The sequence below is a fragment of the Arthrobacter saudimassiliensis genome (assembly GCF_059090665.1).
In genome coordinates, this window is record NZ_JBNHFX010000002.1 from 1 (window position 1) to 21672 (window position 21672).

The 21672-nt window shown below is 69.7% G+C and carries 19 protein-coding genes; 13 read left to right on the forward strand and 6 right to left on the reverse strand.

The window, feature by feature from the left end; genetic code table 11:
- Positions 1-358 precede the first annotated feature (358 nt).
- Positions 359-2041 carry a thioester domain-containing protein gene (locus AC5RV6_RS07240; RefSeq protein WP_494006643.1) on the forward strand — a complete coding sequence of 561 codons (1683 nt, stop codon included), beginning with the start codon at positions 359-361 and terminating at the stop codon, positions 2039-2041.
- Positions 2042-2447: 406 nt separating this feature from the next.
- On the opposite strand, the gene AC5RV6_RS07245 is transcribed toward AC5RV6_RS07240, so the two are convergent.
- The gene (locus AC5RV6_RS07245) at positions 2448-4019 is read right to left on the reverse strand and encodes a hypothetical protein (RefSeq protein ID WP_494006644.1); all 1572 of its coding nucleotides are present in this window, start codon (positions 4017-4019) and stop codon (positions 2448-2450) included.
- Here AC5RV6_RS07245 and AC5RV6_RS07250 point away from each other — a divergent pair.
- From AC5RV6_RS07250 to xerD, 8 genes are all read left to right on the forward strand, one after another.
- Positions 3972-4775, forward strand: coding sequence for a hypothetical protein (locus AC5RV6_RS07250; protein WP_494006645.1), 804 nt, complete (start codon positions 3972-3974; stop codon positions 4773-4775). The genes AC5RV6_RS07245 and AC5RV6_RS07250 overlap by 48 nt on opposite strands.
- On the forward strand, positions 4768-5766 hold the full coding sequence (locus tag AC5RV6_RS07255; RefSeq protein ID WP_494006646.1) for an HAD-IIA family hydrolase: 999 nt from the start codon (positions 4768-4770) through the stop codon (positions 5764-5766). Before AC5RV6_RS07250 ends, AC5RV6_RS07255 begins: the two co-directional genes overlap by 8 nt.
- Before the next feature lie 300 nt (positions 5767-6066).
- The gene (locus tag AC5RV6_RS07260; RefSeq protein WP_494006647.1) at positions 6067-6963 is read left to right on the forward strand and encodes a TlyA family RNA methyltransferase; all 897 of its coding nucleotides are present in this window, start codon (positions 6067-6069) and stop codon (positions 6961-6963) included.
- Positions 6960-7886, forward strand: coding sequence for an NAD kinase (locus AC5RV6_RS07265; protein ID WP_494006648.1), 927 nt, complete (start codon positions 6960-6962; stop codon positions 7884-7886). Before AC5RV6_RS07260 ends, AC5RV6_RS07265 begins: the two co-directional genes overlap by 4 nt.
- A complete protein-coding gene (gene recN, locus AC5RV6_RS07270) occupies positions 7883-9640 on the forward strand; it encodes a DNA repair protein RecN (protein ID WP_494006649.1) in 1758 nt (585 codons plus the stop codon). Before AC5RV6_RS07265 ends, recN begins: the two co-directional genes overlap by 4 nt.
- Entirely contained in the window at positions 9637-11322 is a 1686-nt protein-coding gene (gene pyrG, locus AC5RV6_RS07275) for a CTP synthase (RefSeq protein WP_494006650.1), read from the forward strand. Before recN ends, pyrG begins: the two co-directional genes overlap by 4 nt.
- Before the next feature lie 3 nt (positions 11323-11325).
- Positions 11326-11994 carry an NUDIX domain-containing protein gene (locus tag AC5RV6_RS07280; protein ID WP_494006651.1) on the forward strand — a complete coding sequence of 223 codons (669 nt, stop codon included), beginning with the start codon at positions 11326-11328 and terminating at the stop codon, positions 11992-11994.
- Between the two features lie 299 nt (positions 11995-12293).
- Positions 12294-13262, forward strand: coding sequence for a site-specific tyrosine recombinase XerD (gene xerD / locus AC5RV6_RS07285; RefSeq protein WP_494007371.1), 969 nt, complete (start codon positions 12294-12296; stop codon positions 13260-13262).
- Positions 13263-13544: 282 nt separating this feature from the next.
- Here xerD and AC5RV6_RS07290 read toward each other — a convergent pair whose 3' ends face one another.
- Complete coding sequence (locus AC5RV6_RS07290; RefSeq protein ID WP_494006652.1) at positions 13545-13829, reverse strand: hypothetical protein; 285 nt, start codon at positions 13827-13829, stop codon at positions 13545-13547.
- Positions 13830-14174: 345 nt separating this feature from the next.
- Here AC5RV6_RS07290 and AC5RV6_RS07295 point away from each other — a divergent pair, with 345 nt between their 5' ends.
- On the forward strand, positions 14175-14666 hold the full coding sequence (locus tag AC5RV6_RS07295; RefSeq protein ID WP_494006653.1) for an 8-oxo-dGTP diphosphatase: 492 nt from the start codon (positions 14175-14177) through the stop codon (positions 14664-14666).
- 62 nt (positions 14667-14728) lie between these two features.
- On the opposite strand, the gene AC5RV6_RS07300 is transcribed toward AC5RV6_RS07295, so the two are convergent.
- Genes AC5RV6_RS07300 through AC5RV6_RS07315 form a run of 4 tightly spaced genes read right to left on the reverse strand, consistent with a single transcriptional unit; the run spans position 14729 to position 18978 of the window.
- Positions 14729-15862: a bifunctional 2-methylcitrate synthase/citrate synthase gene (locus tag AC5RV6_RS07300; protein WP_494006654.1), complete on the reverse strand. Its 1134-nt coding sequence runs from the start codon at positions 15860-15862 to the stop codon at positions 14729-14731.
- 30 nt (positions 15863-15892) lie between these two features.
- Positions 15893-16798, reverse strand: coding sequence for a methylisocitrate lyase (gene prpB / locus AC5RV6_RS07305; protein ID WP_494006655.1), 906 nt, complete (start codon positions 16796-16798; stop codon positions 15893-15895).
- Positions 16799-18316, reverse strand: coding sequence for an MmgE/PrpD family protein (locus AC5RV6_RS07310; protein ID WP_494006656.1), 1518 nt, complete (start codon positions 18314-18316; stop codon positions 16799-16801).
- Positions 18313-18978 (reverse strand): GntR family transcriptional regulator, encoded by a 666-nt coding sequence (locus tag AC5RV6_RS07315; protein ID WP_494006657.1) that lies wholly within the window; start codon positions 18976-18978, stop codon positions 18313-18315. The genes AC5RV6_RS07310 and AC5RV6_RS07315 overlap by 4 nt, the downstream gene beginning before the upstream one ends.
- Before the next feature lie 320 nt (positions 18979-19298).
- On the opposite strand from AC5RV6_RS07315, the gene AC5RV6_RS07320 reads away from it, so the two are divergent.
- From AC5RV6_RS07320 to AC5RV6_RS07330, 3 genes are read left to right on the forward strand one after another with little or no spacing between them, the layout of a single operon-like run.
- Positions 19299-20075: an ABC transporter ATP-binding protein gene (locus AC5RV6_RS07320; protein WP_494006658.1), complete on the forward strand. Its 777-nt coding sequence runs from the start codon at positions 19299-19301 to the stop codon at positions 20073-20075.
- A 5-nt stretch (positions 20076-20080) separates the two neighbouring features.
- The gene (locus AC5RV6_RS07325; RefSeq protein WP_494006659.1) at positions 20081-20836 is read left to right on the forward strand and encodes an ABC transporter permease; all 756 of its coding nucleotides are present in this window, start codon (positions 20081-20083) and stop codon (positions 20834-20836) included.
- 15 nt (positions 20837-20851) lie between these two features.
- Positions 20852-21652: a MerR family transcriptional regulator gene (locus AC5RV6_RS07330; protein WP_494006660.1), complete on the forward strand. Its 801-nt coding sequence runs from the start codon at positions 20852-20854 to the stop codon at positions 21650-21652.
- Positions 21653-21672: the final 20 nt, after the last annotated feature.

The window sequence follows — 21672 nt, forward strand, 5'->3', positions numbered from 1 at the left end:
TACTGCACCCGGGAGGGTGTGGGAGAGTAGGTCACCGCCGGACAACCATTAACAGTGAGGGCCCCGCACCGACGCGGGGCCCTCACCCATTTAACAAGCCAGGTGACAGAGCGAGGCTCTTTCGGCCGTCTGCCGGCCCCAAAAGCAGGGGACCCCGTGGTGCATCCCGGCGGCGCCCGTTAGCGTGACGGCGCGTGCCGGCAGCAGCCAGCTGCGGCATGTGCAGATATCACTCTCACTGCTGAAGAAGGTGCCCATGAGGTCGCATCACGTCCGGTCACGCGCACACGCAACCCGACCAGGAACACACCGCAGGAGCAGACACACAGCCTGGTGGGCACTCCTGGCCACCGCAGCGATGATCCTGCTGCCCCTGACAGCCCCGGCGACGGCCTCGTTTGTGGAACCGGACCCAAATGAGCCGGCGCCTGTTGCCGGCGCGGATGCGGAAGTCGTGACTACCGCCCTCGGGCCCGCCCAAAGGGTGCAGGCCTTCGTCGCCACCGATCCAACCCCTCCGGATCCATTGGCACCGTATCCAGAGGAGAATCCGGTGGGTGTGCCCGTGACCGGCCGGTTCGCAGGCATCATTATCACCGAGGATGCCGAGGGCGGGATCGGGCAGATGTACTGCATCGACACGGCGGTCGAAACCCAGGTCGGTATCGGCTATGTTCAGGGGGCCTGGGACGAATCCAACGTCGCCAACATCGGATACGTGAACTACGTCCTGAACAACTACTATCCCGCGAATCCCGCAGTACCTGCGGGCCTAACGGCAAATCAGCAGGCGGCGGCCGTGCAGGGCGCGATCTGGTACTTCACCGACGGATACGTGGTCAACACCTCGGAAACGGTCATCAGAGACGCGGTTGAGGCGATCGTCGCCGACGCGCAGGCCAACGGGCCCCTTTTGGAACCGCCCCCACCGAATGTCACCGTTACGCCACCGGTTGCTGCGGGGCCGGCGGGTGGCGTGGCCGGCCCCTTTACGGTAACCGCGGAAGGATCCGCGGAAGTCACGGTCTCTGTGCCCACTGGATACACCATCTACGCGGATGCTGCGGGCACCATCCCCATCCCCAGCGGTGGCACAGTCACTTCGGGGACCCAGGTCTGGGTGGGCGGACCTGCGGCATCGACCGATCCGGCTATCCTGAGCGCCCGGGCTTCCGTCACCGTCCAGACCGGCAACGTCTACCTCTACGACGGCGGGGACCCGGGGAGGGACGACGCGCAGCCCCTGATCCTCGCCGCAAGCACGGTGCTGGAAGCCACGGCCCAGGCGACGGCGGGGTTCTTCGTGCCGGGTGACCTCATAGTCACTAAGGTGTTCGCCGGCGGAGCGGTCGGGAGCCAGGGTGCCACCACACTCGTAGTGGACTGCGGCGCGGCCGGCAGTTTTGTTTTCGAGGTTCCGGCGGGGACCACAGCGCAGTTCAGCCAGACAGTGACTGACCTGCCGGTAGGAACGGTCTGCTCCGTCACCGAAGACGGCACGGGAACGACGGCGGAGGTAACCGTAACGCCCGCACTCCCGGAACCGGTGACGATCACCGAAGGCGAAAACATCCTAGCGGTCACGAACACGGTGGAATTCAACCCGGGCAGCCTTGTGGTGGCTAAGACCATCAGCGGCCCCGGTGCCGGTCTGCAGGAAGAAGTCGTGCTTCACATTCAGTGCGGTGATGGACTGGTCGACGAGATCTTCGTGATCCCCGAGGGGGTAGCGGCGGACACCTTCACACAGGTGTACGAAGGCATCCCGGCAGGAACGGCGTGCCGGGTCTCGGAACCGGCCTCCGGAGCCAATGAGGATGTCACGGTATCGTCCTCCGGCGCTGCGGAGGTGACTGTTCTGCCGGGACAGGTGCAGACGGTCGTAGTGATCAACGAGTACGCACCGGTGCCGGTAACCGAACGGCTTCCGCGCACCGGTGCCAACAACGGGCACCTGGCACTCGGTGCTGCCGCCGGTAGTGCTGCTGTACTCGCCGGATCGATGCTGGTCCTGGGGTCGTCACGTCGTCGGCGCAGCTAGGGCGTCTGCAGGGCCGGTCGGTAAGCCTCTCCCGATCCGGTACCCAGGTCAGCGCCTGGGTACCGGATCCGATCTGACCCTGACCGCCGACCTCTTTGGATGCTGAAAACGGAGTGGCTTCCCCGGAAGTCCCTGCGGGATGACCGCCCCCGCCTCGGAAGAAAGCCCCGGGGGGTCCGTGCCAGGTTCCGGCCGGCCTCCGAACATCACGTGCCCGCTACCGGCGGTGGTAAGCCCCGGTCGGCCTACGGACTAGAATGGAACAGCGGCCTGTTGATATCCGGCTGATCCGGTCCGGGCCACCGCAGATTTCGCGCCCATCCCGCGCACCAACCTACACATCCATAGTGACGAGCGACTGCATTAGCCCGTTGGTCGGCTCACGACGAGAGGAACCAGATACATGTCAGAGCAGAACAACCGGGACCGAAACGGCGACCAGGGGTCGCCCCGGAACAGCTCCTCCGGACGCGGCGGCTACCCGCGCAGCTCGGGCGACCGCCCCGGCGGGCGCAGTGACCGAGGTTTCCAGTCCGGCGAGGGCCGTGGGCAGTCCCGCTCCTATGGTGATCGTGATCGCGGCAATGACCGTCCCCGGTTCAACGATGATCGTGGGCCGCGGGAGAACCGTGGTTACCAGGGCCGCGATGAGCGTGGCGGCAATGACCGTCCCCGCAGCTTCGGCGACCGGGACCGGGGCAATGACCGTCGCCCCTTCAACAGCGACCGCGGCAACGACCGCCCTCGTTCCTTCGGTGACCGCTCCGAGCGCCCCGAGCGTTCGGACCGCGGTTTCCGCGGCAACGACCGCCCGCGTTCGTTTGGCGATCGTGATCGCGGCAATGACCGTCCCCGGTTCAACGATGATCGTGGGCCGCGGGAGAACCGTGGTTACCAGGGCCGTGACGAGCGTGGCGGCAATGACCGTCCCCGCAGCTTCGGCGACCGGGACCGGGGCAATGACCGTCGCCCCTTCAACAGCGACCGCGGCAACGACCGCCCTCGTTCCTTCGGTGACCGCTCCGAGCGCCCCGAGCGTTCGGACCGCGGTTTCCGCGGCAACGACCGCCCGCGTTCGTTTGGCGATCGTGATCGCGGCAATGACCGTCCACGGTTCAATGACGATCGTGGGCCGCGGGAGAACCGTGGTTACCAGGGCCGTGACGAGCGTGGCGGCAGCGACCGCCGTTCCTTCAACGGACCGCGCGGCAATGACCGTCCCCGGTTCAACGATGATCGTGGGCCGCGGGAGAACCGTGGTTACCAGGGCCGCGACGAGCGTGGCGGCAACGACCGTCCCCGCAGCTTCGGCGACCGGGACCGGGGCAATGACCGTCGCCCCTTCAACAGCGACCGCGGCAACGACCGCCCCCGTTCCTTCGGTGACCGCTCCGAGCGCCCCGAGCGTTCGGACCGCGGTTTCCGCGGCAACGACCGCCCGCGTTCGTTTGGCGATCGTGATCGCGGCAATGACCGTCCCCGGTTCAACGATGATCGTGGGCCGCGGGAGAACCGTGGTTACCAGGGCCGCGACGAGCGTGGCGGCAACGACCGTCCCCGTTCCTTCGGTGACCGGGACCGGGGCCCCCGCGAGGGCGGCGGACGCCCCGAGCGCTCCTTCAGGGACCGGCCGTCCGCAGGCGGAGACCGGAACGATCGCGGCTACAACCGGGACAACCGGGACAACCGGGGAGGCGGGGAGCGCGGCTTCCGGGAGGAGCGCCGCCATGAGCGCGGCGCCGACCGCTATCCCGAGCGCACCCGCGAACACGGCGGATCCCGCCCGGCCGACCCCCGCAGCACCCGGCCCCGCGAGCGTGCCCCCGAGGTCGACCCCGACGTCACGGGCGAGGAACTGGACAAGGCGACGAAGCGCGAGCTGCGGAACCTCGAAGCAGGCAACGCGGAGCGCGTCGGCCGCCACCTGGTGATGGCCGGCCGTCTGATCGACATCGACCCCGAACTGGCCTTCCAGCACGCAGTCGCCGCGAGCAGCCGCGCAGGGCGCCTCGCCTCGGTGCGTGAAGCAGTCGGCCTGACCGCCTACGCCGCCGAGCACTTCGGTGAGGCGCTGCGCGAGTTCCGGACGCATCGCCGGATCAGCGGCTCGACGGAGTACCTGCCGATCATGGCCGACTGTGAGCGTGGCCTCGGCCGCCCCGACAAGGCACTGGAACTGGCCGCTTCGGAGGAGGCAGCTGAGCTGAGCCCCGCCGGGAAGGTGGACATGGCGATCGTCGTCTCCGGTGCGCACATGGACCTGGAGCAGTACGAAGAGGCCGTGACCGCGTTGGAGATCCCGCAGCTGGACCGCAACCGGGCCTTCTCCTACAGCCCGCAGCTCTTCCGCGCCTACGCGGACGCCCTCGATCTCGTAGACCGCGCCGAGGAGGCCGAAGGCTGGCGCCGCCAGGCCCTCGTCGCAGAGCGGGCACTGGGCGTGGGCGATTTCGCCGAACCGGAGATTTACGACTTTGACGAGGAGGACGAGCAGCCCCGGCGTCCGCGCCACACCGGCGCCTCCGAGGATGCTCCCGGCACCGTGGGAGTAACTGACTCCGCCCGCGCCGACGACGCCGACACCGTCGAGGATGCAGCCGTCGTCGACGAGACGGGCATGACCGTCACGGACGGCCCGGGCCAGGTCTCTGAGGACGACGCCGACGCTGAGTCCGCGGATCCGGCCGACGAGGGCAACGGGCCGGACGAGCAGGTTTCGGGCCGCGATGCCTGAGGCCTGGCTCCTTCAGGGATACGAGGCGGTCTTCGCCGACCTGGACGGCGTCGTGTATGCAGGGCCGAACGCGATACCCGGCGCCGTCGAGGCCCTGGCCCGCCTTGAACCGGCCGGCGTCGCCCTTGCCTACATCACCAACAACGCCTCACGCTCCTCGGAGACCGTGGCGGCGCACATCCGCGAGCTCGGCGCCCCGGCCAGGGCGGACCATGTGTTCGGCTCGGCCCAGGCCGGCGCGGAGCTGCTGGCCGGGCAGGTCCCGGCCGGTGCCTCCGTGCTGGTGGTGGGCAGCCCCACGCTGAGGGAGGCGGTCCAGGACCAGGGGCTGCACCCGGTCTCCTCCGCGGAGGAGGCCCCGCAGGCCGTCATCCAGGGATTCGACCCGAACCTGGGCTGGAAGGACCTGGCCGAGGCGGCGTTCGCCGTCTCGGCTGGAGCCGTCTGGGTGGCGACGAACACCGACATGTCCATCCCGCAGGCCCGGGGCATCGCCCCCGGCAACGGCACGCTGGTGGCGGCGGTCGCCGCTGCCACCGGCCGCCGTCCGCTGGTGGCGGGCAAGCCCGAGGCCCCGCTGTTCCACACGGCAGCCCGGCACCTTGGGGTGGACCGACCCCTGGTGGTGGGCGACCGCCTGGATACGGACATTCTCGGCGGCACCAATGCCGGCTACGACACCGCGCTGGTGCTGACCGGCGTGGACAGCCCGCACAGTGCCCTCGCTGCCCGCGGAGCGGAGCGCCCCACGTATCTGATTCCGAACCTTGCCGCGCTGTTTGAGCCATATCCGCTGCCTGAACCCACGGAGACCGGATATCGCTGCGGCGCCGCCGAGGCGCGCGTGGACGGCAGCTCAGTAGTGGTCGACGGTGCCGGCACATCAGACCTGGACGGCTGGCGTGCTGCCTGTGCCGCCTGGTGGGCTGCGCACCCGGACACGGAGACGGCCACCAATCCCGAGGTGCTGTTTGTCGGTGCCGGAGCATAGTCTGGCCCCGGAGGAACCGATGGAACCAAAAGCACCTGAACAAGAGCCCGGCGTCCCGCCGGCGTGGCCGCCTATGCCCGCGCCTTCCGGCGACGGCGCGGTCGACGCCGTCCTGGCTGAACTTGCCGGGCTGACAGCGTTGCCGGTGACCGAGCAGGCCGCCGCCTACCAGCAGATCCATGAGGCCCTGACAGGGGCATTGGAAGGCGAAGCGCCGGACGGTTCCGATCCCGTGCCTCCCGGACCGGCGGAAGGGGCCCGGCCAGGGCCGTTCCCCGGTCCTCGTCAGGGGACAGCCTGATGGCGCGCCTGGACCAGGAGCTGGTCGCCCGCGGCCTGGCCCGTTCCCGTACCCACGCCGCCACGCTGATCGCCGCCGGACGCGTCCGGCGTGCCGGTGCCGTGCTCGGCAAGGCCTCCGCGCAGGTGGGCGGGGCGGACCCGCTGGAGGTGCTCGAAGCCGAGGCACCCGATTACGTCAGCCGGGCCGGACACAAGCTTGCCGGGGCACTGGCGGCCTTCAGCGCCGTGAACCCTGCAGGTGCCCGCTGCCTTGATGCCGGTGCCTCCACCGGCGGATTCACCGACGTGCTGCTGCGCGCCGGCGCCCACCGCGTGGTCGCCGTCGACGTCGGGCACGGGCAGCTGGTGGAATCGCTGCGCACGGATCCGCGGGTGGACGTCCATGAAGGTCTGAACGTGCGCTACCTGGACCCGGCGGACATCGGGGGACCGGTGGACCTGACCGTGGCGGATCTGTCCTTCATCTCGCTCACCCTGGTGCTGCCGGCCCTGGCCGGAGCCACCCGGCCCGGCGGCTCGCTGGTGCTGATGGTCAAGCCGCAGTTCGAAGTCGGCCGCAGCGGGCTGGACCGCACGGGCGTGGTCACCGACCCCGCCCGGCACCGCGTCGCCGTCGCCGGCGTCACCCGCGCCGCGCTCACCGCCGGCCTGCGCCTGGCCGGGCTGGCGCCCAGCCCGCTGCCCGGCCAGAACGGCAACGTGGAGTTCTTCATGTGGCTCCAGGTGCCGCCTGCGGACGCGTCCGGCCCGGCACCGCAGCGGCCCGACGACGCCGCGGCCCTGGTCGATGCGGCGTTCGACGGGTTTGCCGCGGCCCCGGCCGCCGTAGAAGACTGGCCCGGGGACGCGCCCGGCAACACAGCGGGCCCCCGCAACGGGAAGAGGAGCGAATGAGCCGACGGATCCTGGTGCTGGCCCATACCGGCCGCCGCGCCGCCATGGCTGCCGCGCAGGAGGCCTGCACGGTGCTGCACGACTCCGGCCTGGTGCCGGTGATGCGCCGCAGCGACCTGGTGGACATCCAGTCCGTCTACGGCCGGCTGACCAACCCCACCGAAATCCTCGACGAAGACGTGACCCTGGACGGCGTCGACCTGGGCATGGTCCTGGGCGGCGACGGCACCATCCTGCGCGCCGCGGAACTGGTGCGCGGCACCAACGTCCCGCTGCTTGGCGTGAATCTCGGCCACGTCGGCTTCCTCGCCGAAAGCGAGCGGGCCGACCTCGCGCAGACCGTGCGCTGGGTGGCCGAACGCGCCTACACCGTCGAGGAGCGCATGGCCATCGACATCCAGGTGTGGCTGGACAAGAAGCTCATCGCCCACACCTGGGCCCTCAACGAGGCGGCTGTGGAGAAGGCGGACCGGCAGCGCATGCTCGAGGTCGTCGTCGAGGTCGACGCCCGCCCGATCAGCTCTTTCGGCTGCGACGGCGTGGTGCTGGCCACCCCCACCGGCTCCACCGCCTACGCCTTCTCCGCCGGCGGGCCCGTTGTCTGGCCCGAGGTGGAGGCGCTGCTGATCACCCCGATCAGCGCCCATGCCCTCTTTGCCCGCCCCCTGGTGGTCGCCCCCAGCTCGGTGCTCGCCGTCGAGATCCTCACCCGGACCGACGCGGCCGGTGTGCTCTGGTGCGACGGCCGGCGCGGGGTGGAGCTGCCCCCGGGTGCCCGGGTGGAGGTCACCAGGTCGCCGACGCCGGTGCGCCTGGCCCGCACCCACAGCACCCCGTTCTCCGAACGCCTCGTCCGCAAGTTCCAGCTGCCCACCCAGGGCTGGCGGGGACCCGTCAGCCACACCGGAGGTCTGCACGATTGATTGAGGAAATCCGGATCCGCGACCTGGGCGTCATCACCGACGCCACGCTGAGCCTGGCCCCCGGTTTCACTGTGGTTACCGGTGAAACCGGCGCCGGCAAGACCATGGTCATCACCGCCCTCGGCCTGCTGCTGGGCGCCCGCTCCGACGCCGGTGCGGTGCGCATCGGCGCCAAGTCCGCCCTCGCCGAAGCCGTGGTGCGGCTGCCGCGCAGCAGCGCCGCCGTCGTCCGCGCCGAAGAGGCCGGAGCCGAACTCGAGGAGTACGACGGCGCCGCCGAGCTGATGCTCGCCCGCACCGTCAACGCCGACGGCCGCAGCCGCGCCCACGTGGGCGGACGCACCGCCCCGGTGGGAGTGCTCGCCGAGGTCGGGGAACACCTGGTCGCCGTGCACGGGCAGTCCGACCAGCTGCGCCTGCGCAGCACCGCCGCCCAGCGGGAAGCCCTGGACAAGTACGCCGGCAGCCGGCTCGCCGCCGTGCTCGAGGCCTACCGACGCGACTTCCGGCGCTGGAAGGCGGCGGGGGAGGAGCTGGCCGAGCTGCGCAGCCAGGCCCGCGAACGGCTGCGTGAAGCCGAGTACCTGTCCGCCTCGCTGGAGGAGATCGACGCCGTCGATCCGCAGCCGGGCGAAGACGACGCCCTGAAGGCCGAGGCGCTGCGCCTGGGCAACGTGGAGGAGCTGCGCACCGCGTCCGTGGCCGCGCATCAGGCGCTGGTCGGCGGCGACTTCGCCGAGGGGGCCGACGCCACCAGCCTCATCGAGTCCGCCCGCCGGCAGCTGGAAAGCGCCGGCGAGAACGATCCCGCCCTCGCCGCCTCCGCCGAGCGGCTGGCCGAAGTCGGCTACATCCTGGCCGACGTCGCCACCGAGCTGGCCAGCTACGGCTCCTCCCTGGATGCGGAGGGCCCGGAACGGCTGGCCGAGGTCGAAAACCGGCGCGGGGAACTCGCCGGGCTGGTGCGCAAGTTCGCTCCCGACGTCAACGGCGTCATCGCCTGGCGCGATGAGAGCCGGGCCCGGCTGCTGGAGCTGGGCAATGACGACAGCCGGATCGAGGCGCTGGAAGCGGAGCTTCAGGACCTCTCCGCGGCCCTGACCGAACAGGCGGCGGAGCTGACCAAGCTGCGCCGGGAAGCGGCCGACGACCTCAGCAGCCGGGTCAGCGCGGAACTGGCCGCCCTGGCCATGCCCGACGCCGCGCTGGTCATCGAGCTCACCGAGGCCGCGGACCTGGGGCCCTACGGCGCCGACGACATCTCCTTCCTGCTCGCCCCGCACCCGGGGGCGCCGCCGCGCCCGCTGGGCAAGGGCGCCTCCGGCGGTGAGCTCTCCCGCGTCATGCTGGCCATTGAGGTGGTCCTGGCCGAAGTGGACCCCGTCCCCACGTTCGTCTTCGATGAAGTGGACTCCGGCGTCGGCGGCAAGGCCGCGGTCGAGATCGGCCGGCGGCTGGCCATGCTCGCCCGGCACGTGCAGGTGATTGTGGTCACCCACCTGCCGCAGGTCGCCGCGTACGCCAACCAGCACATCCGCGTGATCAAAAAATCCTCCGCCGCCGAAGACGGCCAGGGCGTGACCGCCAGCGACGTCATCGTGCTGGACGAAGACGCGAAGATCCGCGAACTGGCGCGGATGCTGGCCGGCCAGGAGGACTCCGACTCGGCGCAGGCGCACGCCCGGGAACTGCTGGACGCGGCCGCCGAGCTTCACTTGTCAGCGAAGTCGGGGAGCAGGAAGGCCAAAAGGTGATAGGCTCGAATTCCGTGGTGCAGCGATCAAATTCCAAGTCCTCTTCTACGGTCAAACACATTTTCGTCACCGGCGGTGTGGCCTCTTCCCTCGGCAAGGGCCTGACGGCATCCAGCCTGGGCCATCTCCTGCGGGCCCGCGGCCTGTCGGTGACCATGCAGAAGCTCGATCCCTATCTCAACGTGGATCCGGGCACAATGAACCCCTTCCAGCACGGCGAGGTCTTCGTGACCGACGACGGCGCGGAAACCGACCTCGACATCGGCCATTACGAGCGCTTCCTCGATGAGAGCCTCGACGGGTCCGCCAACGTGACCACCGGCCAGGTGTACTCCACCGTCATCGCCAAGGAACGCCGCGGCGAATACCTCGGTGACACCGTCCAGGTCATTCCGCACATCACCGACGAGATCAAGCGCCGGATGCGCCTGCCCTCCGAGGCGAAGAAGGCCCCCGACGTCATCATCACCGAGATCGGCGGCACGGTCGGCGACATCGAGTCGCAGCCGTTCCTCGAAGCGGCCCGGCAGGTGCGCCAGGACGTGGGACGGAACAACGTGTTCTTCCTGCACGTGTCCCTGGTGCCCTACATCGGCCCCTCCCAGGAGCTGAAGACCAAGCCGACCCAGCATTCGGTGGCGGCCCTGCGCTCCATCGGCATCCAGCCCGACGCGATCGTCATCCGCTCCGACCGGCCCGTGCCGGACGCCATGCGGGACAAGATCGGCCGCATGTGCGACGTGGACGTGGACGCCGTCATCGGCTGCCCCGACGCGCCGAGCATCTATGACATTCCCAAGACCCTGCACTCGCAGAACCTCGACGCGTACATCGTCCAGGCCCTGGGACTGAAGTTCAAGGACGTCAACTGGACCAAGTGGGACCGGCTGCTCGACGCCGTCCACAACCCCAAGCACCACGTCGAGGTGGCGCTGGTCGGTAAGTACATCGACCTGCCCGACGCCTACCTGTCCGTCACCGAGGCGCTGCGCGCCGGCGGCTTCGCGAACAAGGCCAAGGTCAAGATCCGCTGGGTGCCTTCCGATGAGTGCGCCACCCAGGAAGGCGCCGCCAAGGCGCTGGCCGGCGTCGACGCGATCTGCGTGCCCGGCGGCTTCGGCATCCGCGGCCTCGAGGGCAAGCTCGGCGCGCTGCGCTTCGCCCGTGAGAACAAGCTGCCGACCCTGGGCCTGTGCCTGGGCCTGCAGTCGATGGTGATCGAGTACGCCCGCAACGTGGTCGGCCTGGAGGGTGCTTCCTCCACCGAGTTCGAGCCGGATACCCAGTACCCGGTCATCGCCACCATGGCCGAGCAGAAGGACATCGTCGCCGGCCAGGGCGACATGGGCGGCACCATGCGCCTGGGCCTGTGGGACGCCAAGCTGGAGCCGGAGTCCGTGGTCGCCAAGACCTACGGCAAGACCATGGTCGCCGAGCGTCACCGGCACCGCTACGAGGTGAACAACCAGTACCGCGACAAGATCGCCGAAGCCGGCCTGGTCTTCTCCGGTACCACCACCGACGGCGGGCTCGTCGAATTCGTCGAGCTGCCCGAGGACGTGCACCCGTACTACGTCTCCACTCAGGCGCACCCGGAGCTGAGCTCGCGGCCCACCCGCCCGCACCCGCTCTTCGCCGGCCTGGTGAAGGCTGCCCTGGCGCACCAGAAGGAACGGAAGTAACCAATGGTCGCGGACCGGGGGATCGCCGACGAACAGAGCCCGAGGCGGCTGCTGCACACCGAAACCGTCTATTCCGGGCGCATCTGGGACGTGGTCCAGGACCGCTTCCAGCTGTCCGACGGTGAGGACCCCCTGGTCCGCGACTACATCACGCACCCCGGCGCCGTCGCCATCCTCGCGATGGACGACGACGGCCGGGTGCTGCTGATCAACCAGTACCGGCGTCCGGTGCGCATGAAGCTGTGGGAGATTCCCGCCGGGCTGCTGGACGTGGACGGCGAGGACTTCGTCGCCGCCGCCGCTCGCGAGCTGGCCGAGGAGGCCGACCTGCAGGCCGCGTCCTGGCACGTGCTCACGGATCTGTTCCTCTCCCCGGGATCCTCCCGGGAGGAGCTGCGCATCTATCTGGCGCGCGGGCTGACCCCCGTTCCCGAGGACGAGCGGCACGTGCGCGAGCACGAGGAAGCCGAGATCGAAACCGCCTGGGTGGAGCTCGACGACGCCGTGCAGGCCGTGCTCGACGGCCGGCTGCACAGCCCCTCCGCCATCGCAGGGGTGCTCGCCGCCCATGCCGCGCGTGCCAACGATTTCGCCGACCTGCGCCCCGGCGACGCACCGTGGCCCGAGCACCACTCCCGGCACGGTTCCTGGCCCGTCGGCCCGGACCTCTAGCCGTGACTGCGGCACCCGACGCGCGGGACCGGTCCACCGGCGCCGCGGACCCCAACGACACCATCGAGCTGGACCTCAACGCCCAGCTGAACCCCACCATCCGCCTGGATCTTCCCTCCAGTGCCGGTGCCGGTGCCGGCGCTGCGGCCGGGACCGGGACGGCGACCGCCGGCGCCGCTTCAGATACGGCGGCGCCGGGTGCGGCCACGCCGGCAGCGGACGCGCTTCCCGGAGCGACCACAGACAAAACGGCCGCGGCACCGGCCGCCAAGGCCGAGAAGAAGCGTACGTCTGCACGGATCAGCGCCGCGGGTGCGGCCGAGGAGCTGCGCAGCACCGCCGTGGGCCGGGAGATCAGTGTCTATCTGCAGCACATGGCCGTGGAGCGCGGCCTGGCCGCCAACACCCTCGAGGCCTACCGCCGCGACCTGCTCCGCTATGCCCGGTTCCTGGCCGCGCACGGCGTGCACGACGTCGGCCGGATTACCCGCCACGATGTGACCGCCTTTGCCCGCGCTCTGTCCGAGGGCACCGACGGCGCCGCCGCCCTCAGCCTGCGCTCCGCCGCCCGGACCATTGTGGCCGTGCGGGGCCTGCACAAGTTCTGGGCGCTGGAAGGCACCATGGCCACCGACCCGGCCGCCGACGTGCACCCGCCCATGCCCGGCAAGCGCCTGCCCAAGGCCATCACGGTGGAGGAGGTCACGCGCATCCTCGAGGCGGTGCCGCTGGACACCCCGATCGGGCTGCGGGACCGGGCGCTGCTGGAGTTCCTCTACTCCACCGGCGCCCGCATCAGCGAGGCCGTGGGCCTGGACGTGGATGATCTGTCGCTGGAGCGCATCCCCGCCCGCGGGCCCGACGTCGTGCGCCTGTTCGGCAAGGGATCCAAGGAGCGGCTGGTGCCGCTCGGTTCCTATGCGGCCCGCGCGCTGGATGACTACCTCGTGCGCGCCCGCCCGGGGCTGGCGCTCAAGGGCAAGGGCACGCCGGCCCTGTTCCTGAATGCCCGCGGCGGAAGGCTGAGCCGGCAGAGCGCCTGGACCATCCTCAAGAACGCTGCCGAGAAGGCGCAGATCGGCCGGGACGTGTCTCCGCATACCCTGCGGCACTCCTTCGCGACGCACCTGCTGGAGGGCGGCGCCGACGTCCGCGTGGTCCAGGAGCTGCTGGGCCATGCGTCCGTGACCACCACGCAGGTCTACACCCTGGTCACCGCTGAAACCCTCCGCGAGGTCTACGCGGCAGCGCACCCCCGCGCTCTCTGACGCCCGCTCCGGGGCAGTCCGGCAGCTGAGGCGTGCGCAGCGTTCCCGAGGTTCAACGGTCCATCTTGCTGCGGGCCCGTCTCCGCTCCGTGAGCATCAAGCTGATCAGCGCAACCGCAAGCACCGCAGGCATAAGACCGGTGGCGAGAGGTAGGAGGTTCGGAAAGAGCGCCCCCGCGATTCCCAGCAGCACCATGATGACCAGCGCAGGCACGATAAAGGCAGACCGCAGCCTTATGTTGATTCCGTCTGGGTTCGCCACTTTCCCCATCGCGTACGGCCTCAGGCGGCTGCTGCGGGCCTCACGCTCCGCCGAATCACCAGGGAGGTCGTGATGAGCATGGCCGAGAGCAGCACGGACGGAACCAGCAGGAGCAGGTAGGTCAGGGACACCAGGACGGCGACGGGCGCCACCTCCCAGACCGCCGACAGCGGCATGGTGCTCAGGCTGTCCGCCACCCCGAAGTTCCTGTTGAGGAAGGGCCCCACCACAAGGAGGACGACGGCCGCGATCCCGAACCACGCGCCAAACCTCATCGTGGCCTTCGCCAGTGCTGCTGCAGACATCTCACTCCCCGGGTTCCGTCTCGGATATGGCCTAAAGACTTGTCTTGCGTCGTCTGAGTATGCGCGATATCCGTCGAAGCGCCAACTAGGGACACGGAGCTGCCCGCCGTAAGCCTCCGCCGGCCACTATCGGCGGGATGGCGCGCTTCCGGAAGCGCCATAACCGCGGTATCCCCACAGGAGTTGGGCAGGCATGAGCCGCGGAACAGCGTTATCCCAACACCAGATGGGCGGAGAGGGGGGGAGCCGACGCCGGCCCCGCCCGAAGGCGCCTAAGTCACCTCGAGGCGCGCGGCCGCGCGCGACCCCTGTCCGGTCCCGGTGAGTCAGCGGTAGATTGGTCGGGTGCCAAATGAACCTGCTCCCGTGGTCCTGTGCTTCCTGATGCGAGGCGCCGGCGAGACTGCCGAAGTCCTGATGGGCCTGAAACAGACCGGGTTCGGCACCGGCCGGATCGTGACCCTGGGCGGCCATGTGGAGCCCGGCGAGACGCCGGAACAGGCGGCGGTCCGCGAGGTCGAGGAGGAAGCGGCCGTGACGGTCCGTGAACAGGACCTCGTCCGGGCCGGCAGCATCGAGTTCGTCTTCCCGTTCCGGCCGGAATGGGACATGTCCACCGTCGTCTTCACCGCCCGCACCTGGGAGGGGAAGCCCAGCCCGAGCGAGGAGATCATCCCCGCCTGGTACCCGGTCGACGCCGTTCCGTACGCCCAGATGTGGCCGGACTCCGCGCTCTGGATGCCGCGGGTGCTGGCGGGGGAGGACTTCGCCGCCACCGTCACCCTCGACGAGGACAACAGCAGCGTGGCGGACATCGTCTTCGCTGCCCTCGGCTAAGCAGACAGAAGCGCCCGCCGCGGATTGCTCCGCAGCGGGCGCCGTCGTCAGTCCGGGCGGAACTAGCCCAGGTGCCGCTCCTCGGGGCCCACGTACTCACTCAGCGGGCGGATCAGGGAGTTGGCCTCCAGCTGCTCCATGATGTGCGCGGTCCAGCCGGTGATCCGGGCCGCCACGAACAGCGGGGTGAACGTGGCGGTGTCGAAGCCCATCAGGTGATAGGCCGGGCCGGCCGGGTAGTCCAGGTTGGGCAGGATGTTCTTGCGCTCGGCCATGGCCAGTTCCAGGGCGGTGTACAGCTCGCCGAGGTCGGGACGGTCGTAGTGCTTGATCATCGCGTCCAGCGAGGCCTTCATGGTCGGCACCCGGGAGTCGCCGTTCTTGTAGACCCGGTGGCCGAAGCCCATGATCTTCTTCTTGGAGGACAGCGCGTCATCCAGCCACTCGGCGGCGAAAGCAGCGACGTCGCCGTCGCCCGCCGCCGCGGTGATCTCCTCGAAGGTGTGCATGACCGCTTCGTTGGCGCCGCCGTGCAGCGGGCCCTTCAGCGCGCCGATCGCCCCGGTCACCGCCGAGTGCAGGTCCGACAGGGTGGAGGTGATGACCCGGCCGGTGAAGGTGGACGCGTTGAACGAGTGCTCCGCGTACAGGATCATCGAGACGTTGAACGCCTCCACCACCTCGGGGGACGCCTCTTCACCGAACGTCATCCAGAGGAAGTTCGAGGAGTAGTCCAGGTCCTCGCGCGGCTCGACCAGGTCCTGGCCGCGGCGCCGCCGCTGGTCGTACGCGACGACGGCGGGCATCGCCGCGAACAGGCTCAGCGACTTGGCCATGTTGGCCTCCACCGAGGAGTCCTCCGACTGCGGATGCATCGCCCCGAGCACCGACGCCGCCGTCCGGCACACGTCCATCGGGTGGCAGGTGGTCGGCAGCGCGTCGATGACGGCCTTGAGCTCCGGCGTCAGCGCCCGCTGGGCGCGTTCGGCCGCGGCGAAGGTCTCCAGTTCGGCGGGCGTGGGCAGCTCGCCGTTCCAGAGCAGGTAGGCGACCTCCTCGAAGCTGCAGTGCGCTGCCAGCTGCTGCACGGGATAGCCGCGGTAGAGCAGCGAGTTGGTCTCGGGGTTGACCTTGGAAATGCTGGTGGTGTCCACCAGCACGCCGGCAAGCCCCTTGTGGATCTGTGAATCGGTCATGACAGGACTCCTTTGTCGGACGGACCGGCCCTACTGGACGCCGGGAACCTGGAAGTTGAACACCGAGGTGTCGAACCGGTTGTACGCCTCGTAGTCCACCAGATCATACAGACGCGCCCGCGTCAGCATGTTGGGGACGTCGGCTGCCTGGGTGCCGTCGGCGCGGATGGCCTCCAGCGTACGCTCCGCCGCGCCCATCGCCGAGCGCAGCAGGGTGACCGGGTAAATCACCATGTTCACGCCGACGTCGGCCAGCTCCTTGGCGGTGAACAGCTCGGACTTGCCGAACTCGGTCATGTTGGCCAGGATCGGCACGTCCACGGCCTCGCGGATGGCGGCGAACTCCGAGAGGTCCTTCATGGCCTCGGGGAAGATCGCGTCGGCGCCGGCGTCCACCAGGGCGCGGGCGCGGTCCTGGGCGGCTTTCAGGCCGTCGACGGCGCGGATGTCGGTGCGTGCCATGATCAGGAAGTTCGGGTCCCGGCGGGCGTCGGCGGCGGCGCGGATCCGCTTGGTGGCCGTGTCCAGGTCCACCACGTTCTTGCCGTCCAGGTGCCCGCAGCGCTTGGGGTTGAACTGGTCCTCGATGTGGCAGCCGGACAGCCCGGCGTTCTCCAGCTCCTGGATGGTGCGGGCCACGTTCATCGGCTCGCCGAAGCCGGTGTCGGCGTCGACGATGGCCGGCAGGTCCGTCATCCGGGCGATCTGCCCGGCCCGGGTGGCCACCTCGGTGAGGGTGGTCAACCCGATGTCCGGCAGGCCCAGGTCATTGGCCAGCACGGCGCCGGAGATGTAGACGCCGTCGAAGCCCTTTTCCTCAATGAGGCGGGCCGAGAGCGGGTTGAACGCGCCCGGGAACTGCTGCAGCCGGCCGGAGGCCAGGCCGTCGCGGAAGGCGCGGCGCTTCTGCTCGGGAGTGATGGAGGAGTACAGCATTTAGAACAGTCCCTTCGGTGCGGCCGCGGGGTCGACGACGCCGGGTGCGGCCATGATGTTGAGCTGGTCCAGTTCCCCGGCGCCCAGCTCGGGCAGGCGCTCGGCGGCGGCGATGAAGCGGTCCATCTCCTCCTCGGTGACCAGGCCGGCGGCGAGGGTGCGGAACTTGTTGATGTAGTCGGCGCGGGCGAACGGCCGGGCACCGAGCGGGTGGGCGTCGGCGACGGCGATCTCGTCCCGGATCACTCGGCCGTCGGCCAGCTCGGTCTCGACGTGGCCGCCGAACGCCTTCTCGCTGATGTCCAGCGAGTGGTAGCGGCGGGTCCACTCCGGGTCCTCGACCGTGGTGACCTTGTGCCACAGCTGGACGGTGTCCGGGCGGGCGGCCCGCTCGGGGGCGTAGGAGTCCACGTGGTGCCACGCGCCGTCCTGCAGGGCGACGGTGAAGATGTACGGGATCGAGTGATCGAGGGTTTCCCGGGACGCGGTCGGATCGTACTTCTGCGGATCGTTGGCGCCGGAGCCGATCACGTAGTGCGTGTGGTGCGAGGTGGAGATCTTCACGCTGCGCACGTTCGCCGGATCGGTGGCCTCGGGGTGCTCGCGGTGGATCTTGCGGGCTAGGTCGATCCAGGCCTGGGCCTGGTACTCGGCGGAGTGTTCCTTGGTGTAGGTGTCCAGGATGGCGCGCTTGGCCTCGCCGGCCTCGGGCAGCGGCACTTCGTACGCGGCGTCGGGCCCGTCCAGCATCCACGCGATGACGCCGTCCTCACCCTCGTAGATGGGGGTGGGGGAGGTCTGGCCGCGCATCGCGCGGTCCACGGCCTCCACGGCCATCTTGCCGGCGAAGGCCGGAGCGTGGGCCTTCCAGGTGGAGATCTCGCCCTTGCGGGACTGCCGGGTGGCGGTGGTGGTGTGCAGCGCCTGGCCCACGGCCTGGAAGATGGTTTCGACGTCGAGGCCCAGCAGGGTGCCCAGGCCGGCGGCGGCGGAGGGGCCCAGGTGCGCGACGTGGTCGATCTTGTGCTTGTGCAGGCAGATGGCCTTGACCAGGTTGACCTGGATTTCGTAGCCGGTGGCGATGCCGCGGATCAGGTCCGCGCCGGAGGCGCCGGTGTGCTGGGCGACGGCCAGGATCGGCGGGATGTTGTCGCCCGGGTGCGAGTAGTCCGCGGCCAGGAACGTGTCGTGGTAGTCCAGCTCGCGCACGGCCACGCCGTTGGCCCAGGCGGCCCACTCGGGGGAGGTCCGATCCTCCACGCCGAACACGGCGGCACCCTTGCCGCCGGAGGTCGGGGCGAAGGCGAGGGCCTGGGCGCGGGCCGAGACGATCGGGGCGCGGTTCAGGGACGCGATGGCCACCGAGGCGTTGTCGATGATCCGGTTGATCACCATGTCGGTGACCTCGGCGTCGACGGCCACCTGGTCGGCGGCGACCGTGGCGATCTTGTGGGCGAGCTGTTCCTCGCGGGGCAGCTGCTCGTCGCTGCGGTAGACCCGCACCTTGTGGTTGATCATGCTGTTTCTCCTTGTTGGGTGCCAGCCGTGGCGGCTGCGGTGAAATGTTCCAGGCTTTTGTGCAGGTGGACTGCGGTGGCGGCCGCTGCGACGGCGGGTTTGCCGGCGTCGATGGCCGCCGCGATGACGGCGTGTTCGGCCGCGGTCTGGCGCAGCCGCTCCGGGTTGTCCCGGGCCAGGCGGCGGACCCGTGCCAGGTGCAGGCGGACGTTGCCCAGCGCCTGTGCGAGGTAGGCGTTGCCGGCGGCGGCGTCGATGGCCGCGTCCAGCCGGGCGACCAGCTCGTAGTAGCGCACGTGTCCCGGGTCCGGGTCTTCGGGCAGCTGCCGTCCCGCGTCCTCGAAGGCCGCCCGCAGTTCGGCGAACTCGCTGCCGGTGCGCCGCTCCGCTGCCAGTTCCGCGGCCCGGCATTCAAGGGCTTCGCGAAGTTCGAACAGGGCGGTGACGGTGGCGGGGGAGATGGCGGTGACGACGACGCCGCGGCCGCCGTGCGCCGCGGTCAGTCCGTCCGCGGTGAGCCGGCTCAGGGCTTCGCGGAGCGGGGTGCGCGAGACGCCCAGCCGCTCGGCCTGCTCCACCTCGGCAAGCACCGTGCCCGGGGGCAGGGCGCCGGAGATGATGTCCTCGCGCAGGGCGGCGTAGGCGCGGTCACTGGCTCTCACGGCACCTCCTTGTCGATAAGCAATGCACCCCAGTGTATACATGAACGACGGAAAGTGGGGTGATATTGCTCGATATTTCCTCAGATGCTGCGAAGTCTGTATACAAACTCGCGGGAGGGGTCGGTGGATGCGGCACCGGAAAAGCGCTCCCGTCCTCGCCCGACCTGCCTCCCCGGCAGCGCGTCGACGCCGGCGGACCCCTCCCCGCCGCCGTTTCGGATAATGGGGCGAAAAACCCCTTGACCCTGACGCAGGGTCAACCCCCGATCCTGTTGCCATGTTCCGCCGCACCGGCAGGACAGCGATCCAGGAGGACGGGAATGAAAACCGAAGAGCATACCGATGGCCCGGCCATCCGGGTGGAGGGCCTGGAGAAGGCATATTCAGGCGTGCAGGTGCTGCGGGGTGTCGACTTCGAGGTTCCCCGAGGAGCGATCTTCGCCCTGCTTGGCCGGAACGGGGCGGGTAAGACGACGGTGGTGCGGATCCTATCGACCCTGCTGCGCGCCGAGGCGGGCACGGCCGCCGTGGCGGGCTTCGACGTCCCTGCCAGCCCGGCCGAAGTGCGTGCCGCGATCAGTCTGACCGGCCAGTTCGCCGCCGTCGACGACGTGCTCAGCGGCCGGGAGAACCTGCTGCTCATTGCGCGGCTCCGCCGCGTCGCCGATCCTCGCCGAACCGCCGGTGAGCTGCTTGACCGGTTCGGGCTGGCTGAGGCCGGTTCCCGCAGGGCAGCGGACTACTCGGGCGGCATGCGCAGGCGCCTGGACATCGCCATGAGCCTGATCGGTGACCCGCCGGTCATCTTCCTGGACGAGCCGACCACCGGCCTCGACCCGGAAGCACGGCGGGAGGTCTGGCGCGCCGTAAAGGAACTGGCCGCCCTGGGCACCACGATCCTGCTCACCACCCAGTACCTGGAGGAGGCCGAACACCTTGCCGACCGGATCGGCATCCTCCATGAGGGCCGGATTGTTGCCGGGGGCACCCTCGCCGACCTCAAGGGGCTGCTGCCCCCGGCCACGGTCGAGCACATCGAGAAGCAACCCAGCCTCGAGGACATCTTCCTGGCCGTGGTCAGTGACAAGGAGCGGTGATACCGATGAACTTCCTGCACGACACGTATGTGCTCACGGGGCGCACCCTGCGCCACGTCGCCCGCAGCCTCGACACGGTCCTGACCACCGCGGTCATTCCCGTCGCCATGATGCTGCTGGTCGTCTACGTATTCGGCGGCGCCATCGATACCGGGGCGGTCCGCTACGTGGACTACATGCTTCCCGGAATCCTGCTGATCACCATTGCCTCAGGTATCTCCTACACCGCCTTCCGACTCTTCACCGATGTGAGGGACGGGTTGTTCGAGCGGTTCTCGTCCATGCCGATCGCCCGCTCCGGGCTGCTGTGGGCCCATGTGCTTACCTCCCTGGCAGCGAACCTGGTGTCAGTGGCACTCGTCGTGGGCGTGGCCCTGCTGTTGGGCTTCCGCCCGGCAGCAGGCGTCGGGGCCTGGCTTGCCGTGACCGGGATTCTGGTGCTCTTCACTCTGGTTTTGACCTGGATCGCCGTCGCCGCCGGCCTCTCCGCAGGCACAGTCGAAGGAGCCAGCGCGTTTTCCTACCCGCTGATCTTCCTGCCGTTCATCAGCTCGGCCTTTGTACCCACGGACACCATGCCCGGGCCGGTGCGCTGGTTTGCCGACCACCAGCCGGTCACCTCGATCGTCAACACCCTCCGGGACCTGCTGTCCGGGCAGTCGGCGGGCGGGGACCTGGCGGTGTCGCTGGCCTGGTGCCTTGGTCTGCTGGGGCCGGCCTACGTGCTCGCGATGGTGGCCTACCGCCGGCGTATACGCTGAGGCAGACTCAAGACCATGGTCACGATCAGCCAGCTCGCAGCGTATGCGGGGGTCACGGTCCGTGCCGTGCGGCATTACCACAAGGTCGGCCTGCTTCCCGAGCCTGCCCGGGATTCCTCCGGGTACCGAACCTACGATGCAGCCGCGGTCGTGCGGTTGATCCGGATCGCCGCCCTGGCCGGGGCGGGCGTCCCGCTGGCCCGCGTGCAGGAACTGCTCGACGCCGGGCAGGCGGAGTTTGCCGCCGGCGTTGAGTCGATCGACCGGGACCTGCGCGCGGAGATCCTGCGGCTGCAGCGGACCCGCCGAGGGCTTGCGAGGCTGGCCGAGGGAGACCACCTGGCCCTGCCGCCAAGCGTCACGGATTACCTGGACCGGCTGCGAGTGTTGGGTGTGGAGGAGCAGTACATCGAACTGGAGCGGGACGCCTGGATCCTGGTCGCGGCGCGGCTGCCGCAGAGGATCGACGCGTTCATGGCGCGGAAGCAGCGCGAGCTGGAGGACCCGGACATGGTCAAGCTCTACGGCCTGATCGGCGGGGCGCTGGACTGGTCGGTCGATGATCCGCGGATTGAAGAGGTTGCGGACATCCTGGATCGGCTGTGGTCCCGGGCAGCAGCGGCGGGCAGCACCGGTCCGGAGGGCGACGACCCCTTCGTGGAACTGATGGACGCCGCCATGCGCGACTCGGCGCCGGCCGCCCGGCGCCTGCTCGCGGTAATGGAGCAGCGCGGCTGGAAAGGCTGGACCAGGATCGAGCGGATTACCGGGAGTCGAGCAGTCCGCCCGCCGGGGCAAGAGCCGCCGGGGGACTAGGCTGGGGCCCAATCAACGGC

Bases quoted from the DNA above. Each gene is read 5' to 3' on its own strand.
- AC5RV6_RS07240 (WP_494006643.1), top strand. From the start codon at position 359: ATGATCCTGCTGCCCCTGACAGCCCCGGCGACGGCCTCGTTTGTGGAA.
- AC5RV6_RS07250 (WP_494006645.1), top strand. From the start codon at position 3,972: ATGGCCGGCCGTCTGATCGACATCGACCCCGAACTGGCCTTCCAGCAC.
- AC5RV6_RS07255 (WP_494006646.1), top strand. From the start codon at position 4,768: ATGCCTGAGGCCTGGCTCCTTCAGGGATACGAGGCGGTCTTCGCCGAC.
- AC5RV6_RS07260 (WP_494006647.1), top strand. From the start codon at position 6,067: ATGGCGCGCCTGGACCAGGAGCTGGTCGCCCGCGGCCTGGCCCGTTCC.
- AC5RV6_RS07265 (WP_494006648.1), top strand. From the start codon at position 6,960: ATGAGCCGACGGATCCTGGTGCTGGCCCATACCGGCCGCCGCGCCGCC.
- AC5RV6_RS07280 (WP_494006651.1), top strand. From the start codon at position 11,326: ATGGTCGCGGACCGGGGGATCGCCGACGAACAGAGCCCGAGGCGGCTG.
- AC5RV6_RS07290 (WP_494006652.1), bottom strand. From the start codon at position 13,829: ATGTCTGCAGCAGCACTGGCGAAGGCCACGATGAGGTTTGGCGCGTGG.
- AC5RV6_RS07300 (WP_494006654.1), bottom strand. From the start codon at position 15,862: ATGACCGATTCACAGATCCACAAGGGGCTTGCCGGCGTGCTGGTGGAC.
- prpB (WP_494006655.1), bottom strand. From the start codon at position 16,798: ATGCTGTACTCCTCCATCACTCCCGAGCAGAAGCGCCGCGCCTTCCGC.
- AC5RV6_RS07310 (WP_494006656.1), bottom strand. From the start codon at position 18,316: ATGATCAACCACAAGGTGCGGGTCTACCGCAGCGACGAGCAGCTGCCC.
- AC5RV6_RS07320 (WP_494006658.1), top strand. From the start codon at position 19,299: ATGAAAACCGAAGAGCATACCGATGGCCCGGCCATCCGGGTGGAGGGC.
- AC5RV6_RS07325 (WP_494006659.1), top strand. From the start codon at position 20,081: ATGAACTTCCTGCACGACACGTATGTGCTCACGGGGCGCACCCTGCGC.
- AC5RV6_RS07330 (WP_494006660.1), top strand. From the start codon at position 20,852: ATGGTCACGATCAGCCAGCTCGCAGCGTATGCGGGGGTCACGGTCCGT.